The sequence below is a fragment of the Acinetobacter sp. SCLZS86 genome (genome assembly GCF_021560715.1).
In the GTDB taxonomy this organism is placed as follows: Bacteria; Pseudomonadota; Gammaproteobacteria; order Pseudomonadales; family Moraxellaceae; genus Acinetobacter; species Acinetobacter towneri_A.
Genome location: NZ_CP090864.1, coordinates 1,838,831 through 1,855,903, shown reverse-complemented (window position 1 = coordinate 1,855,903; position 17,073 = coordinate 1,838,831). Strand labels below are relative to the sequence as shown.

General features: G+C 41.0%; 12 protein-coding genes. 1 reads left to right on the top strand and 11 read right to left on the bottom strand.

The features are described 5' to 3' along the window. Window positions 1–11 precede the first annotated feature (11 nt). The 11 genes from LZP46_RS08905 to fis all read right to left on the bottom strand — a co-directional run bounded on the left by LZP46_RS08905 (window position 12) and on the right by fis (window position 15,527). Complete coding sequence (locus LZP46_RS08905; RefSeq protein ID WP_236093621.1) at window positions 12–2,006, bottom strand: esterase/lipase family protein; 1,995 nt, start codon at window positions 2,004–2,006, stop codon at window positions 12–14. 128 nt (window positions 2,007–2,134) lie between these two features. Further along, a complete protein-coding gene (locus LZP46_RS08900; RefSeq protein ID WP_236093620.1) occupies window positions 2,135–3,037 on the bottom strand; it encodes an ABUW_2363 family tetratricopeptide repeat lipoprotein in 903 nt (300 codons plus the stop codon). A gap of 174 nt (window positions 3,038–3,211) precedes the next feature. Then, window positions 3,212–4,009 carry a serine O-acetyltransferase gene (gene cysE, locus LZP46_RS08895; RefSeq protein WP_236093619.1) on the bottom strand — a complete coding sequence of 266 codons (798 nt, stop codon included), beginning with the start codon at window positions 4,007–4,009 and terminating at the stop codon, window positions 3,212–3,214. Beyond that, entirely contained in the window at window positions 4,002–4,850 is an 849-nt protein-coding gene (locus LZP46_RS08890) for an RNA methyltransferase (protein WP_019838000.1), read from the bottom strand. Before LZP46_RS08890 ends, cysE begins: the two co-directional genes overlap by 8 nt. 28 nt (window positions 4,851–4,878) lie before the next feature. Continuing rightward, window positions 4,879–8,442: a DNA polymerase III subunit alpha gene (gene dnaE, locus LZP46_RS08885; protein ID WP_236093618.1), complete on the bottom strand. Its 3,564-nt coding sequence runs from the start codon at window positions 8,440–8,442 to the stop codon at window positions 4,879–4,881. Between the two features lie 244 nt (window positions 8,443–8,686). Continuing rightward, window positions 8,687–9,382 (bottom strand): methionine ABC transporter permease, encoded by a 696-nt coding sequence (locus tag LZP46_RS08880; RefSeq protein WP_236093617.1) that lies wholly within the window; start codon window positions 9,380–9,382, stop codon window positions 8,687–8,689. Beyond that, window positions 9,379–10,404, bottom strand: a complete 1,026-nt coding sequence (locus LZP46_RS08875) for a methionine ABC transporter ATP-binding protein (RefSeq protein ID WP_236093616.1) — start codon at window positions 10,402–10,404, stop codon at window positions 9,379–9,381. The genes LZP46_RS08880 and LZP46_RS08875 overlap by 4 nt, the downstream gene beginning before the upstream one ends. Before the next feature lie 74 nt (window positions 10,405–10,478). Next, a complete protein-coding gene (locus LZP46_RS08870) occupies window positions 10,479–11,351 on the bottom strand; it encodes a MetQ/NlpA family ABC transporter substrate-binding protein (protein ID WP_236093615.1) in 873 nt (290 codons plus the stop codon). A gap of 784 nt (window positions 11,352–12,135) precedes the next feature. After that, window positions 12,136–13,419: a phosphoribosylamine--glycine ligase gene (gene purD, locus LZP46_RS08865; RefSeq protein ID WP_236093614.1), complete on the bottom strand. Its 1,284-nt coding sequence runs from the start codon at window positions 13,417–13,419 to the stop codon at window positions 12,136–12,138. A gap of 171 nt (window positions 13,420–13,590) precedes the next feature. Next, window positions 13,591–15,165: a bifunctional phosphoribosylaminoimidazolecarboxamide formyltransferase/IMP cyclohydrolase gene (gene purH / locus LZP46_RS08860; RefSeq protein WP_236093613.1), complete on the bottom strand. Its 1,575-nt coding sequence runs from the start codon at window positions 15,163–15,165 to the stop codon at window positions 13,591–13,593. 92 nt (window positions 15,166–15,257) lie between these two features. Continuing rightward, window positions 15,258–15,527 carry a DNA-binding transcriptional regulator Fis gene (gene fis / locus LZP46_RS08855; RefSeq protein WP_001086304.1) on the bottom strand — a complete coding sequence of 90 codons (270 nt, stop codon included), beginning with the start codon at window positions 15,525–15,527 and terminating at the stop codon, window positions 15,258–15,260. Between the two features lie 424 nt (window positions 15,528–15,951). Here fis and LZP46_RS08850 point away from each other — a divergent pair. Continuing rightward, window positions 15,952–17,042 (top strand): IS4-like element ISAba1 family transposase gene (locus LZP46_RS08850; RefSeq protein WP_085940413.1). Its coding sequence is split into 2 segments (ribosomal slippage): window positions 15,952–16,492 and window positions 16,492–17,042, totalling 1,092 coding nucleotides; the frame shifts between segments, so codons are not numbered across the junction. Window positions 17,043–17,073: the final 31 nt, after the last annotated feature.

The following is a 17,073-nucleotide window of genomic DNA, read 5'->3' as shown; positions in this document are numbered from 1 at the left end:
GCCGTGACCAATTACGGTTTATACAAGCCTAAATCTTGTAAATGTAATCTAAGAATACGTCGCAACTCCAATACGGCTTCTGGTGTTTCCTGAATTGAATGTCCGCCTTTAATAATTTTTTCTGAAACAGCACCATCTAAGTGCGCACTGTTGTAATGCACCACATCGTCACTCATTAATTGATGCTCAGTGCTGTCAGTATTATTGCCAATAATACTGTGATATTTAAATCCTTTTACAGGCAAAATATCTTCAGTTAATTCCGTAAATTTGGAATTTTTACTTAAATCACTTGGCCCATTTTGAATGACGCTATGCCCAATTTCTTTAGTCAGATTTTTTAAATCGACCTCATGTTGCTGTAAGGTGTCAGCAAAGGCACTTAAAAATGCTGTCGGTAAGCGAATGATTTTACGTGCAGCTAGGGTAAACCAGCGGTCTGCAAACTCTGTACCACGGTGTGGAGCCGCTAAAAAAATTGCCCGATCAAAATTGGTGATGGGTTTAAGGCGCAAACGTGCTTGCAACAAAGGATCAGATTTAAAGCGTTCAAGACTTCGGTTTTTAAGCATTTGCATGGCAGGTTGGGTAAGGTCAGTATCACTCACCAGTAATCGAGCTAAAATACCACCCATACTGTGTCCAATCACCACAGCATCTTTTTTGGCTGCAGCAGAAGAGTTGACCTGTTTAAAACCTTGTTGCAATAAAGCATAAATTTGGAAACGACTTTCTAAAATAGGCATATTGGTTGAATAAAAAACTTGCCACACTTGAAAATTTTCCCGCAATACAGGATCACCCATAATATCGTTGGTTAAACGCACCCACGCTTCAGGGCTACTGGCAAGACCATGAATCAGTACAATCACTTTTTTGTTAGGGTTATAAGGTTCCAGCAAATACAGATGAGGCATACTTAGGCGTTCTTCACGATCAATCAGTGAAAGATAAGCCGATTTACCCAAGTTATTCTGTGCCAACCACAAGCCATAAGGCGCAGAAAAGTTTGCCGCCAATGGATAGTTCTTTTGAGCAATATTTGCAGCTTCGTATTTATAAGGATCGTAAGCTTTTAGCTTAAATTGTGAACTATATAAAATATCTTCAATTGAACGAGCGCTAAGTGGTTCTGCGGTGAGGGTTGCTGCTAAATATCGTGCTTGGTGAATGTTTGGATTTTTTCCAGATGGATAGTCGTGTTTCAGTGGGTCAATAATATATTTACTTTGGCTGATGTCATCGTTTGGATTTTCAGGTAGTACCACTAGAAATTCAGACCCAAAACCATCACGGCGGGTAATAGAGCGCAAACCCGAAAAGTTCAGGTTATAGGTTGACATTAATTGCTGAATTTTTTGTTGTTTCAGCTGCGGGTAGTAATCAAAATCAATATCGTAAATGCTGTTGCCAACACGAATTTGTTGTTGTAATTCATTGTGTTTATAGCGCAGCGCATAGCTGCTGACCAATTTGGCAATCGCTTGGTTATAAAAATCCCGAATTTGGACTTGTCTGTTATCAAAAATACGGTCTTGTGGCGCACGTTTAGTTTTAAACATGTAGGCGTAACTATAACGAATACTTTGATCGAGCATGTGTAATTGCTGATCTAAACATTGTTCATAATTGGCCTGATTAATTTTTTGTTGTTCTTCCGATCTTTTACTGTTCAGAATACTGATTTTACAGGACGATGAATTTTCAAGTCCAATCGCTTTCGCTAAATATAATTCACTTGCCGTAGAAAGTAATTGTTCATCTTGGATCTGTGGAATTTGCTTCAGTGCGCTGACACATTCTGCAGGTTGTTGGGCACAAATAGTGGCTTCACGTCCTGTCATCGATAGCACATTTAAACTGGCTTCACTGATTTTTTTGCGAGATAAAATACTATCGCGCTCATTGGCAATGCTGACTTTTAATGCCTGATTTTTAACACTGACCACCTGACAACCAGACAGCAATGTTGTACTGAGCAATGCAGCAATCACAATTTTATTCATGGAGAGTCTGGCTTAATTTTTAAGATTTTTTTCCATCATACGTTTTTTTAGGCGTAATTCAATTGCTTAGCCATAAAAATAGACCGTCGGAACGGTCTATTTTTAGGTTTTTTTGTATCGATCTTTAATCAAGTACGTGGCGCGATCACTTGCCAAACATTCCAACGACCTTGCTTTTCAATTTCAGCAATTAAACGGTCAGCCACTTCGGCTTCTTGCGGGTATTTGATTTTATAATTTTTCAAAGTTTGTACTGCATTTTTCTTTTGTTCCATGGCAATGTAGTTGTTTGCCGCAGACAAATAAGCTTCCTGCACACCTGCTTTCATGGCTTTGTCTAAATAAGGAATCGCTTCACGATGACCGCCCCCTTCAGACAAACCAAAACCAAACCAGAAGTTTGCTTCAGCATCGTCCTGATTAATTTTTAAAATACGCTGTGCATAGGTAAGTGAGCGTGTGGTGTAAACAGAGCCTAAGTCTAGGTTACGCGCCATAACACTGGCTTTAAATGCTCGCATCAAAATATCAAAAGAGGCATTTTCATTGGCTGCTAAAGTGTCTAGTTGTTGAGTCACTTCTTTGAGCTTCGCCTCAAAACCTCGACGTTCTTGACGTTCGCTAAAACGTGGCGGATAGTGACGAGCTTTGCCTTCGACCAGTTGTAAGAAGTCATCAATTTCAGTGATATCGATTTCGTTGTCACCAGCTAAAACCGCAAATTTCAAGCTACGGGAATTGTTATTGAGCGTAGGTACAATCAATTTGTTTTGATCTAAGGTAATACTTTTGCTTGGATTGTTCGGGTCAGTGACCACCATTTTAGTCACAGGCTGTGCTGCTGCTTTCTGTAGGTTAATTTCAAATGGTGGGGGGGCATCATAATTAAATGGATTTAAGGCATAGAATGGTGCGCTTAATTCTGGTTCGGTAAATACGATTGGTGGTTTTACTTCTTGTTTTGGTGGTGCAACACAGGCGCTAACGAGCGTTGCGGCTAAAATACTGAGTGCCAAAGGCTTAAGGGTCATGGTGTTCTTCCGTTCAATTTATTTTAAAAGTGAGAGGTGATTGTGTCGAATTAAAATATTGCATGTCGGTCAGTCTAAGAAATCTGTTCCGAACATGCAATACAATTGAGTGGGCTTGGTTACACAGTGATACGAACTTTTTTTAAGTATGTAGGATTGATCAAATAAACAGCCCTATTTACTTTGTGCTTCACATTCACGTCTAACATCTTCAATTATTTTTAATTCTTCAGCACTATAAGGTTGTTCATTTTGTTGTTGGTTTTTAAAGCTTGGGTCAAGTAAAGATAAACGCTGACACAACAAATTCATACGTTTCTCATTTTGTTCTAAACGATCTAGTAATACTCGCATGCCGTCCAATACTGGGTCAGATTGGTCCTGCGTTGCCGCATAAGGTTGGAAACCAATGCTGGCGGCATAATCACGACGACGTGCTTCCTGATCATCGGCAGGTTTATTTTTCATGATAAAGCGCGCAGGGTTGCCCACAGCAGTTGCACCTTCTGGAACTTCTTTGGTCACCACCGCATTAGAGCCAACTTTGGCATTTTTATGTACGGTAAATGGGCCTAGAATTTTCGCGCCTGCTCCGACCACTACGCCATCTTCCAAAGTCGGATGACGTTTGCCTTTATTCCACGTGGTACCGCCTAAAGTCACGCCATGATATAAGGTAACATCATCGCCAATTTCAGCAGTTTCACCAATCACTACGCCCATACCATGGTCAATAAAAAAGCGACGACCAATTTTTGCACCAGGATGAATTTCAATTCCTGTCGCAAAACGGCTAAATGACGAGAGTAGACGTGCCGATCCTTTACAGTCTTTGTTCCATAATTCATGCGCCACGCGATGCATCAGTAATGCGTGAATTCCTGGATAAGTCGTTAAGACTTCGAGTGTATTTCGAGCAGCAGGATCGCGCGCGAAGACAGCTTGAATGTCTTCTTTGAGCTGTTTAAGCATTAGTTTGATCCTCGTCGAGTGTTGATGTAGATTTTTTCCATGAACCGTTATTCATTGCTTGTACGCGGCTAAAAATACCGCGTAGTAAATGGTATTCCATACGATCTAATTGTATACGTCCGAAAAGCCGACGCAAGCGCAAAGGCAATAATCGGGGATTTTTTGGGTCCATAAATTCAATTTCTGCCAGCATTTTTTCTAAATGTGGGTAGAACTGTTGCATTTGTGCGTGGTTGACTAAGGGTTCATCCCATTGCATCGCTTCAGAATCTGTCACTTGCATAGTCGCTTCGGGATCGGCAACTTTTCCGACAATATCGATGGCAGCCATACGCATTTCATAGCAAATCACTTGAATGGCTTGAGCAACATTGAGCACACCATATTCTTCATTGACAGGAATCGTCACATGATAATTCGCCAACGCCAGTTCTTCATTGGTTAAGCCACGATCCTCACGTCCGAAAATAATTGCAATATTTTGCCCATGTTGTGCCACAGCATTTAACGACTTTTTTGCTGCAGGACGTGCATCTAGGAGTGGCCAAGGAATAGTGCGAGTACGCGCACTGGTGCCAAAGACCAAATGGCAGTCGGCAATGGCATCTTCGAGCTGCTCAACCACTTCAATCTGTTCAATTAAATCGGTCGCACCTGCTGCCAAAGCATCAATATCTGGGTGCGGATAGGTTTTTGGAGCAACCAAAACCAATTTGCATAGCCCCATGGTTTTCATAGCGCGTAAGGCACTGCCAATGTTGGCAGGTAGGGTGGTATTCACCATGACAATACGCACGTGGGAGAGGTGTGCGGCAACAGCTGCATTGTCGGTTTGACTCATAACAAATCCAGATGGGTTGAGTTTTTAATTAAGAGTATTGATCAACTTCGGTATGGTATAAATCCATAGCATCGTCCATGCTCATATCAGCAGGTGGTGGAGCAATCGATGCAGGTTTCGCCACATCGACAGCTTTCGCGGCTTTGGATTTCACTTGATATTCGATATGCAGGCTTTCTTTACCAAAATAGTCACGCAATTTGACCAAGGCTTCATCTAAGGGTGCGATTTTCCACTGAATGCCCAAATGTAATTCTGCAGTGGCATAAGCATAGTCAAGGTGCAATAAAACAGGAATATGCGTGCATAAATCCACATTACAATAAGGCAGCAACATATTTTGTAAGTCTTGACTCAAGGTCTTGCTTAAATGTTCTGCATGCAAGTGAATTTGAATACTATTGGCGCGTTTTTGACGAATTTCATTCAAGCTAAACGCTTTGGTTAAGCGTCCCATTGGGCGGTCAAAACCTTCACGTTCGTAAATTTCGCCTTCAATCACCACCACTTTTTCAGTTTGTACAATATCTTTAAAGCGTTGGAAGCGCTCATGGTTGGCAGATACTTCAATACGTGCCGTACCATCATCTAAAGTGACCACCATCCGATTTGGGAAGTTGGCGACATCCACCACCAAGCCTGCAAAGACGGTGGTCACGCCACGACGGGTTGGCGTCAGTTCATTAATTTTACTTGGAATAAAGGCTTTTAATTCATTGCGATAGACATCAATCGGGTGACCAGTGAGGTAAAGTCCAAGTGTGTCTTTTTCACCTTTAAGTCGGACTTCATCTGACCATGGTTTTACAGGTTTGGCAGGCTTACGTTGTACTTCTTCAACTTCACCAAATAAATCCATGATGCCTGTTTCACGGTTGGAACGTGCTTGTTCCGCCGCTTGTACCGCTTCTGGCAATTGTGCCATTAAACTTGAGCGTTCGATGCCTAAACAGTCTAATGCACCCGCACGAATTAAGGCTTCAAGGGTTCGTTTGTTGATTTTTTTCAAATCAATACGATGACAGAAGTCAAATAAATCGCGGTATGGACCTTCTTTTTGGCGAGAATCAATCACCGATTGCATGGCTTGTTCGCCCACGCCTTTAATTGCGCCAAGTCCGTAGACAATGGTGCGTTCATCGCTGGCGTGGAAATGATACAAAGACATATTTACCGAAGGTGGTAAAACTTCCAGACCATTGTGGCGACAGTCATCAATCAGGAACACCACGTTATCGGTGTTTTGCATTTCCGACGACATGACCGCTGCCAAGAATTCGGCAGAGTAATGTGCTTTCAGCCATGCCGTCTGATAGGCAACGAGGGCATAAGCAGCCGCGTGGGATTTGTTAAAACCATAGCCTGCAAACTTTTCCATATAGTCAAAAATATGGTTGGCTGTGGCGGCATCAATGTCTTTTTTTGCAGCACCTTCAATAAAGATTTGGCGCTGTTTGACCATTTCTTCAGGTTTTTTCTTACCCATAGCACGACGCAGTAAGTCCGCACCACCGAGGGTATAGCCTGCACAGTACTGTGCCGCCTGCATGACCTGTTCTTGATAAACCATAATGCCGTAGGTTGGTTCAAGTACACCTTCTAGCAATGGATGCAGATACTCAAACTCGCCGCCATGCATACGGTGAATAAAGTCTGGAATCAGATCCATTGGGCCGGGACGATACAACGAAACGAAGGCAATAATTTCTTCAAATTTGCTTGGGCGTGCTTCTTTGAGCATCTTTTTCATGCCCATGGATTCAAATTGGAATACTGCTGTGGTGTTGGCATTGGCAAAGACTAAATAGGCATCTTTATCGTCCAGTGGAATATGGGAAATATCTAGCGGTGTATCTGCTTGGATGCGTTTATTGATATTTTGTACTGCATCTTCAATAACCGTCAGGTTACGTAAACCTAAGAAGTCAAATTTGACCAAACCTGCCGATTCAACATCGTCTTTATCGTATTGTGCAACACGGGCGGTTCCATCGGCATCGCACATGACTGCAGAAAAGTCAGTGATTTTGGTGGGTGCAATCACCACACCACCTGCGTGTTTGCCTGTGTTGCGGGTAATGCCTTCAAGTTTTAAAGCCATTTCCCAAATTTCTGAAGCATCATCATAGTCAGGGTTAGATGGATTGGTCACCACATCTTTCAGCTGTGGTTCTGCTTCAATTGATTCTTCCAAACTAAGCCCTAAAGGTTTGGTTGGAATCAGTTTAGAAATACGGTCTGCCAAACCATAAGACTTGCCCAAGACCCGCGCGACATCTCGAATTGCACCTTTGGCGGCCATAGTACCAAAAGTGGCAATTTGCGATACTGCGTCACGTCCATAGGTACGTGCCACATAGTCAATCACTTTATCGCGTCCTGCAATACAGAAATCGACGTCAAAGTCGGGCATGGATACACGTTCTGGGTTTAGGAAACGTTCAAAGAGTAGTTCATAACGCAGTGGGTCTAAGTCGGTAATTTTTAAGCTATAAGCGACCAATGAACCCGCACCCGAACCACGACCTGGTCCAACAGGTACGCCATTATTTTTGGACCATTGAATAAAGTCCATGACGATAAGGAAGTAGCCCGGGAAGCCCATCGAGTTAATAATATTAATTTCGTATTCAATTCGCTCATCATAAGGTTTGCGAATTTCTGCCCAGTCTTCATCACGCTGCGCGACAGGGTAAAGCACATTTAGACGTTCTTCTAAACCTTGTCTAGATAGGTGCGCGAAGTAGGTATCAATGGTGTGTCCTTCTGGAATTGGATAATCTGGAAGGAAGTATTTGCCCAATTGCAGCGTGACGTTACAGCGTTTGGCAATGTGATAGCTGTTTTCAATGGCACTTGGAATGTCGGAAAATAATTCCGTCATTTCTACAGTAGTCTTAAAATATTGCTCAGGACTATAAGTTTTAGGACGACGGTTATCTCCTAAAACATAACCATCGGCAATGCAGACTCGCGCTTCATGCGCTTCATAATCTTCACGGCGGACAAAGTGCACATCATTATGTGCCACCACGCCAATATTATATTTTTTAGCTAATTTAACTGCTTCGGCAATAAAAGCATCTTCATCGGGACGATTTGTACGGGTCAGCGCCAAATAAACCCGATTGCCAAATTTTTCGATCCATTCTTCGAGTAATGGTTCGGCTTTTTGCGGATTGGACGTGATCAGCATTTTACCGACATCACTTTGAATACCGAGTAACAGAATCAGGTCATCGGCTTGTTCTAAAATCCATGCTTTATTGACGCAAGGGATATTCAGTTGTTGACCTTCAATATAGCCACGGGATACCAATTCAGTCAGATTACGCCAGCCGTGATTGTTCATCGACAATAAAGTCACACGATGATCGGCATCATTTAAACGCAGCACTGAACCTAAAATCGGTTTGATACCTTGACCCAAACATTTGCCATAAAACTTTACGGCAGCGTGTAGGTTAGAGAGATCGGTCAATGCCAAAGCAGGCATTTCTTCATTGACTGCAGCTTTAATCAAGTCAGGTATGCGTACAATCGACTCGGTAATCGAAAATTCTGTATGTATACCTAAATGAACAAAGCGCATGAATCAGTCCCTTAAAAAATCACGGGTTAGTTTAGCATGCTCTGCTCAAGACAAAACATGCTGCAAAGTTTTTCCTACGGTTTTCGATGATCTTGACCGTATATCAAAATTTCAGTTTTTTGGATGTTGATATGGCGTGAATCACGTATGCATGGAGAAGGAGTGTGGTTTTAACCCCTTACACACTCATACGAGTAGCAAGGAGTTAAATGGTGAATCTATTTCTGATGTGTAGATGAAAGATTTATCTGAGCTTAGATAACCAGTCACCTAAACTTTGCACCAATTGCACTAAAATTAATAAGACCACTACGGTTAGCATCACGACACTACTGTCAAAACGCTGATAACCATAAGAAATAGCCAGGTCACCAATCCCGCCTGCACCGACTGCACCTGCCATCGCAGTTGCGCCAATTAAGCTAATGGTGGCTGTAGTGAGGTTTAAAATGAGTGAGCTACGCGCTTCAGGTAAAATAAACTTGAAGACAATTTGTAAGGGTGTAGCACCCATTGCCTGTGCAGATTCGACAATGCCTTCATTGACTTCAAGCAGTGAAGTTTCTACTAAACGACCAATATACGGGCCAACATAAATAGTCAGCGGTACAATGGCTGCCCAAGTTCCGATTGATGTGCCTACTAACAATTTAGTCAGCGGAATCACCGCAATCAATAAAATAATGAAGGGTAGGGAGCGCAGTGCATTTACAATCGGGTTGAGCCCGTGATAAATCACACGATTTGGTAAAATACCTGTCGGACGAGTCACTACAAGGGTAATGCCCTGAATAAAGCCCCAGATACAACCAAACAACATGGCAAAGAACACCATGTGAAAAGTTTCTTGTAGGGCAGTAACAAACTGGTCAATAGATAAAGAGCTCTTCCAGAAAGGCGCGGTTACCGAGGTCAGCCACTGTACAATTAAATCTCTCATGCTTGTACTCCTGACTGTTCAACTTCAACGCCATTGGCTTTCAGAAACTCAAGCGCCTGTTGAATGACGATTGTATCACCGAGTAATTGAATGAACATTTGCCCAATCACAGCGCCATCAATTTCGGTCATATTGGCAAATAAAATATTCAGGCTAATATCAAACTGTTTAATGACCGCTTGAATCACGGTTTCCTGAGCCGATTTACCTAAAAATTTCAGACAATAAATACTGTGTTGATTCTGATTTTCCAGATTATTCAAAATATTGATAGGTAATTGTTGCTGCAACACAGTTTGAATAAAGCTTTTGGTGGTCGGATGTTGTGGTTGACTAAATATTTCTAGGGTTGAACCTGTTTCAATCACTTTGCCTTGTTCCATCACCGCGACATAATCACAAACCGATTCAATCACATCCATTTCATGTGTGACCATCACAATGGTAATGCCTTGTTCGCGGTTAATTTTTTTCAGTAATTCCAGTACAGACTTGGTGGTTTGCGGGTCAAGTGCCGAAGTCGCTTCATCGCAAAGTAAAATTTTAGGATGATTGGCGAGTGCACGGGCAATACCGACACGTTGTTTTTGTCCACCTGAAAGTTCATCAGGGTAAGCGTCTTTTTTATGCTTTAAATCTATAAACTCAAGTAATTCGTTTAAACGTTTTTCACGTTCGGTTTTGTTCCAACCTAACAGTTTCATCGGCATTTCAATATTGGCAGCCACAGTTTTGGTTTGCAATAAATTAAAGTGCTGAAAAATCATTCCAATATGGGCACGTTCTTGACGTAATTCACGAGCATTGAGTGCAGTAAAATCTTTTTGATGAATGATGACTTGCCCAGCATTTGGGCGCTCCAACAAATTGATCAAGCGGATTAAGGTACTTTTACCTGCACCACTATAGCCAATAATGCCAAAAATACTGCCTGTTGGAATTTGTAGGTTAATTTGATCCAACGCACGCAGAGTTTGACCTTTGAGCTGATAGTGCTTTGAAATGTTTTTAAATTCAATCATATCGTCAAGAAATGTCCATAAATGAAAAAACAGGCAAAGTTCGCTTTGCCTGTTTTGTTTAACGCATTATATTACTATTTTGCTGCTTCAGTGAAATAGCTGACAGGTTTATTTACCGCGACTTTTGTTCCGCCAAAGTGCTGATCAATATATTGCTTCACTGCTTCGGTATGATACAACGCACCTACTTTTTGCAAGATTGGGTCATTTTGACGATCTGCAGCAGTAGCGAGAATGTTGACATTCATTTTTGTGCTTTGGTCAATTGGCTCGTAATAAATTGAATCTTTAAGTACGTTTAAACCACCTTCCATTGCAAGAGTGTTGCCCAAAACAATTGCATGGACTTCATCTTTTACACGTACAGCCGTTGCCATTTGAATCGGTTTGATTTGAATTTGCTTGGCATTTTCTACGATGTCTGCAGGCGTACCTTGAACATTGTCAAATCCATCTTTCAGTTTAACCAAACCAGCGGATTGAAGTAATAACAACGCACGTGATTCATTGGCACCATCATTAGGAATAGCAATGGTTGCGCCCGTTTTGAACTCATCCAACTTTTTCACTTTGCTTGAGTAAATACCCATTGGCTCTAAGTAAGTTGTTGCGACCGGTGCAATTTGATCTTTATTGTTGGCATTAAACGCAACCATATAAGCATAAGATTGGAATGCGTTAAGATCAATTTCTTTATTTGCTACCGCTGTGTTCATTGACACGTAATCGGTGAAGTTTTTCACTTCAAGTTGAATACCAGCTGCTTTAGTTTCAGGTAAGTCGGCAATAAAACGCCAAATATCTGCATCTGAACCAGTCGATGCCATAGTGACAGTGTGTAGAGCAGAAGAATCTTTATGTGCCGCGTCAGTCGCAGGCGCTTCTTGTTTGCCACAGCCAGCCAAGCCAACTGAAAGACCAAGTACAAGACCAAGGAGCTTTTTCATGAATATATCCTGAGCAAGTTTAAGCCGTGCCTAAAGTTGCCAATGATTGAGAAGAATCAAATCAGCACGATGGATGGAATCACATGATGATGATTTTGCATGTTTCCCAAATACGTTGTAGGTATTGTTTGAGTATTGAAAAAGTCTGCCCATAGCTCAATCAATAATTTTAAGATGGATGGGCATTTCACTTTTTCAAAAGATGCACCATCATAACAATAAAAAATAATTCTATATAGTGCTGCGTATGTTATGCATATCACTGTTTTTACAACAGAAAGCGAATAAGTCAAAATAAGTTCTTATAAATAAATATATTCTGTAAATATTAAGGATTTGATCAAGTGTTTAAATATTTGGGTGCTTTAGAATTTATTTTGCAATCGATAGTAAAAAAAGAGATATGAAATTGTCGGTATGAAATCGGCTTAGTTACAAGAATCAGAACATGGCTGTAAATACATAAAAGAAGTTATGAATGATTTTTCCAACGATAATATATCGCCCATATATAAGGCAAACAGAGTAACAATGAACCTATCCCTATAAAAACATAAGCCAAATATATTAATCCTGCAAAAATAAAAAGTATTTGCAATGTAAACTCAACGAATATTGAAATTAAAAATTCTTTGAAGCTTTTTATTTTTTGCATGTTTATTGATCTAAAGTATTTTATAAACGTAGATCATCACAATGTACATGGGTTACAACCTGATAAACAAAAAGCTCGTACAGTGACGAGCTTTTTTATGGGCTTAAATTTTAGACTAAACTAAAAATATCAAGCATTTTCACGCGCAATGGCACGATAACCAATATCTTTACGATATTGAACGCCATCGAATGTTACTTTTTCACAAAGTTCAAGGGCTCTAGCTTGCGCTTCGCCAATAGTACTACCGAGTGCTGTTACACACAGTACACGACCACCATTGGTCACAATCTCACCATTGGCATTGCTTGCTGTACCTGCATGGAATACTTTAGCATCTGCCATTTGTGTTTCTAAACCAGAAATCACATCACCTTTGCCTGAAGTTTCTGGGTAACCCGCAGTCGCCAATACGATACCTACAGTTTTGCGTTCATCCCAGTCTGCTTCGGCAGGTAAGTTGCCTGCAATACCAGCTTCAACCAAATCGACCAAAGATGACTTTAAGCGCATCATAATTGGCTGCGTTTCAGGGTCACCAAAACGGCAGTTAAACTCGATTACTTTGGGTTGACCTTTGTCGTCAATCATTAAGCCAGCGTATAAGAAACCTGTATAAACATGACCGTCTTTTTTCATACCTTCAACAGTAGGACGCATCACTTCATTCATCGTTTTTTCAAATACGTCTGCAGTCACGACAGGGGCAGGAGAGTAAGCACCCATACCGCCAGTATTTGGACCTTGGTCACCTTCAAAAATACGCTTATGGTCTTGAGATGTCGCCATTGGCAGGATGTTGTCGCCATCAATCATACAAATGAAAGAAGCTTCTTCACCTGCTAGGAATTCTTCAATAACTACACGCGAACCCGCATCACCAAATTTGTTGCCTGCCAGCATGTCATCAATCGCATCGAATGCTTCTTGATTGGTCATCGCCACGATTACGCCTTTACCTGCTGCAAGACCGTCCGCCTTGATCACGATTGGCGCGCCATTTTTCTCAACAAATGCTTTTGCAGCATCAACTTCAGTGAATACGTCGTAGAATGCAGTAGGAATGTTGTGGCGTTTTAAGAAGTGCTTGGCAAAGGCTTTAGAACCTTCAAGCTGCGCAGCAAATTGGGTTGGGCCCCAAATTTTTAAACCCGCTTCACGGCAGGCATCGACCACACCATTGACCAATGGTGCTTCAGGGCCAACAATGATTAAATCCACAGCATTATTTTTGGCAAAGTCGATAATCGCAGGGTTATTTTGAATATCTAACGCTACGTTCTCGCATTTGTTTTCTGTTGCCGTACCTGCATTACCGGGTGCAACAAAGACTTTAGCGACTTTGTCATCTTGTGCGATTTTCCATGCCAACGCATGTTCACGACCGCCACTACCTAAAACTAAAATATTCATCTAAAAATCCCTCAAAGAATAAATCCCCATAGCGAAGCGATGCTTTTCACACTAGAAAAGGAAGGGGATTGTGCATAAAAACACAGTTCCCTTACGTGAAAAGTCCCCCTTTTATAAAAAAGGGGGATTTCGGGAGGATTATTAAATACGACTTCTAATTAATGAGTTTAATTAGTGACGGAAATGACGCATGCCAGTGAAGACCATTGCAATACCAGCTTCATCGGCTGCAGCAATCGTTTCTTCATCACGCATAGAACCACCCGGTTGAATAATGCATTTGATACCAGCCTTAGCAGCGTTATCAATACCATCACGGAATGGGAAGAACGCGTCAGATGCCATAACTGCACCCTCAACTACCAAACCTGCATGTTCTGCTTTAATAGCAGCAATACGAGCAGAGTTTACACGGCTCATCTGACCTGCGCCAACCCCAATGGTCTGACGGTTTTTTGCATAAACAATTGCGTTCGATTTTACGTATTTCGCAACTTTCCAAGCAAAGATCATATCGTCAATTTCTTGTTCAGTTGGTGCACGTTTGGTCACAACTTTTAAGTCATCTTTCGTGATCATACCCAAGTCTTGGTCTTGAACCAATAAACCGCCGTTCACGCGCTTGTAATCCATTTGTGGAGCGCGTGCATCAATCGCAGGAAGCTCACCACATACCAATACACGTACGTTTTTCTTCGCGCCAGTCACTTCAAGTACGCCATCTGCAATGCTAGGCGCAATGATCACTTCAACGAATTGACGGTCTACAATCGCTTGTGCAGTGGCAACGTCTAACTCACGGTTAAACGCAATGATGCCACCGAATGCAGATTCAGGGTCAGTTGCATAAGCAAGGTCATAAGCAGCCTGAATACCATCTAAAGATACGGCAACACCACATGGGTTAGCGTGTTTTACGATTACACAAGCAGGTTTTGCAAATGATTTCACACATTCAAGTGCGGCATCGGTATCTGCAATGTTGTTATAAGATAATTCTTTACCTTGAAGCTGTTTCGCAGTAGAAACAGAAGCTTCAGTTGCAGCAGGGTCTACATAGAACGCTGCAGATTGATGCGGGTTTTCACCGTAACGTAAATCTTGCGCTTTGTTCAATTGAGTATTGAAAGTACGTGCAAATTGGTCAGCAGTACCTTCTTCTTTACCTACACGAGCACCTAAGTAAGAAGCGATCATGCCGTCGTATTGTGCAGTGTGTTCAAATGCTTTCACTGCCAAGTCAAAACGAGTTTCGTAAGACAAGGCACCGCTGTTTTTCATTTCTGCAATAACAGTCGCATAGTCAGAAGCATTTACTACAATACCTACAGAAGCATGGTTTTTCGCTGCAGCGCGAACCATAGTAGGGCCACCAATGTCGATGTTCTCAATCGCATCTGCAAGTGAACAATTTGGTTTTGCAACAGTCGCAGCAAATGGATAAAGGTTAACAACTACCAAGTCGATGGCATCAATATTGTGTTCTGCCATGACTGCTTCGTCTAGACCACGACGAGCCAAGATACCGCCATGAATTTTAGGGTGTAACGTTTTTACTCGACCATCCATCATTTCAGGGAAACCAGTATGCTCTGATACTTCTACGACAGCAATATTGTTATCTTTAAGCAACTTATAAGTACCACCAGTAGATAAAATTTCTACCCCAAGAGCAGCAAGTTCTTGTGCAAATTCAACAATTCCTGTTTTGTCAGAAACAGAGATTAAAGCGCGTTTAATAGTCATGATCTTCGTCACAGTTTTCAATTACAGATTAAAACAAACTAGCAAAATGCAGATAAAAAAAATGCCTGCGGAGGCCGCAAGCATTTTATCACTTATTCACTCATTAAACCGTGAGCTTTTAACTTTTTACGTAAAGTTCCACGGTTTAGTCCAAGAATTTCAGCAGCGCGTGTTTGGTTACCGCGAGTGTATTCGAGAACAACAGATAAAAGAGGTTTCTCCATTTCTGCTAACACCATGTCATACACTTGTGAAGGCTGTTCACCTTGTAGTTGTGCAAAATAATGGCGAACTGCGCGATCTACGTGAATACGTAAAGCAACATCAGATTGTGCAGTAAAAATAGGAGATTTGCTATTCATGCGAATTAATCCGAAAATCAGATATCACTGGGATAAAGTGATATATCAATGTGGTCTATAAAATAAATGAACTCCGTTTTAGATCCTAAAACGGGAAGTTCTAAAACTGGAACATTTAGCTTGCCACAACTCTACACATTGGTCGAAATTTAAGCGTAACAATACATTAATAATTGTTACAGACCAAAATCAAAACAAAAAAATCTACTGTGTACGCGATATATAAAAATAAAGCGCATTAGACAGATCTATATGTGTTGTGAATCTTGCGAGGAGTTTGTAGCACAAAGCTTTCGTGGCGCGTATGATACCATTGTATGAGAAAAAGTGAGCAATAAAACTGCAATTTTTTTCTCTGTACACGACAAAAATAGATAACTCATTGAAATAATGTCATAATAATTGTTTTCTAACGACGAATACTATGACACATCTCAATGAGTTATATCTTATCTTAAACAAATATCTAAAATGGAACAAGTCACATTTAAAGTGCTTTGCGCTCATCATGCTTGTGATTATTTTAAAGCAAACATGTAATCTTTCTTCTGCATCTAAAGCCTTGCCCATCAAGTGCTTACCACAATCATTTTATCGACGTATGCAGCGCTTCTTTGCAGGTCAGTATTTTGATTATCGTCAAATTTCTCAGTTGATTTTCAATATGTTTTCATTCGACCAAGTGCAACTGACTTTAGATAGAACCAATTGGAAATGGGGAAAACGAAATATTAATATCCTGATGCTCGCAATCGTTTATCGTGGAATAGCGATACCTATCCTTTGGACATTGCTTAATAAACGTGGAAATTCAGATACGAAAGAGCGTATTGCTTTGATTCAACGCTTTATAGCCATTTTTGGTAAAGACCGTATTGTGAATGTGTTCGCAGACAGAGAGTTTATCGGTGAGCAGTGGTTTACATGGTTAATTGAACAAGACATCAACTTCTGCATTCGTGTTAAAAAAACTTCATTGTCACCAATCATTTAGGAAAGAATCATAAAATTAGTGATTTATTTCGCCATCTTAAAGTTGGTCAAATTGAATGTCGTAAACGACGGATTTTGGTTGGTCGGGTGAAACTATATATAAGTGCACTACAGTTAGAAAATGGAGAGCTTTTACTCGTCGTTTCTCCTCAGTTTAATGCCAATGCTATTCAGGATTATGCATTACGCTGGGAAATTGAAACCTTATTCAGTTGTCTCAAAGGACGCGGGTTTAATCTTGAAAATACGCGCTTGACAGACCCTAGACGAGTGAAAAAATTGATTGCGGTGTTAGCTATAAGCTTCTGTTGGTGTTACTTAACGGGTGAATGGCAACATGATCAAAAAAAAGCGATAAAAATAAAGAAGCATGGACGACTCTCAATGAGTTTATTTCGCTATGGTTTAGACTATGTTCAAATGGCGATTCAGCGTTTAATTGGTTTTGGGAAAAAAGAAGAGTTTAAGGAAATTTTGGCAATTTTAAGAAGGCAGAACCCTGATAGGATAAGGGTTCTGTGAAATTTGTCGTGTACAGAGAATTTTTTTAATT

Bases quoted from the DNA above. Each gene is read 5' to 3' on its own strand.
- LZP46_RS08905 (WP_236093621.1), bottom strand. From the start codon at position 2,006: ATGAATAAAATTGTGATTGCTGCATTGCTCAGTACAACATTGCTGTCT.
- LZP46_RS08900 (WP_236093620.1), bottom strand. From the start codon at position 3,037: ATGACCCTTAAGCCTTTGGCACTCAGTATTTTAGCCGCAACGCTCGTT.
- cysE (WP_236093619.1), bottom strand. From the start codon at position 4,009: ATGCTTAAACAGCTCAAAGAAGACATTCAAGCTGTCTTCGCGCGCGAT.
- LZP46_RS08890 (WP_019838000.1), bottom strand. From the start codon at position 4,850: ATGAGTCAAACCGACAATGCAGCTGTTGCCGCACACCTCTCCCACGTG.
- dnaE (WP_236093618.1), bottom strand. From the start codon at position 8,442: ATGCGCTTTGTTCATTTAGGTATACATACAGAATTTTCGATTACCGAG.
- LZP46_RS08880 (WP_236093617.1), bottom strand. From the start codon at position 9,382: ATGAGAGATTTAATTGTACAGTGGCTGACCTCGGTAACCGCGCCTTTC.
- LZP46_RS08875 (WP_236093616.1), bottom strand. From the start codon at position 10,404: ATGATTGAATTTAAAAACATTTCAAAGCACTATCAGCTCAAAGGTCAA.
- LZP46_RS08870 (WP_236093615.1), bottom strand. From the start codon at position 11,351: ATGAAAAAGCTCCTTGGTCTTGTACTTGGTCTTTCAGTTGGCTTGGCT.
- purD (WP_236093614.1), bottom strand. From the start codon at position 13,419: ATGAATATTTTAGTTTTAGGTAGTGGCGGTCGTGAACATGCGTTGGCA.
- purH (WP_236093613.1), bottom strand. From the start codon at position 15,165: ATGACTATTAAACGCGCTTTAATCTCTGTTTCTGACAAAACAGGAATT.
- fis (WP_001086304.1), bottom strand. From the start codon at position 15,527: ATGAATAGCAAATCTCCTATTTTTACTGCACAATCTGATGTTGCTTTA.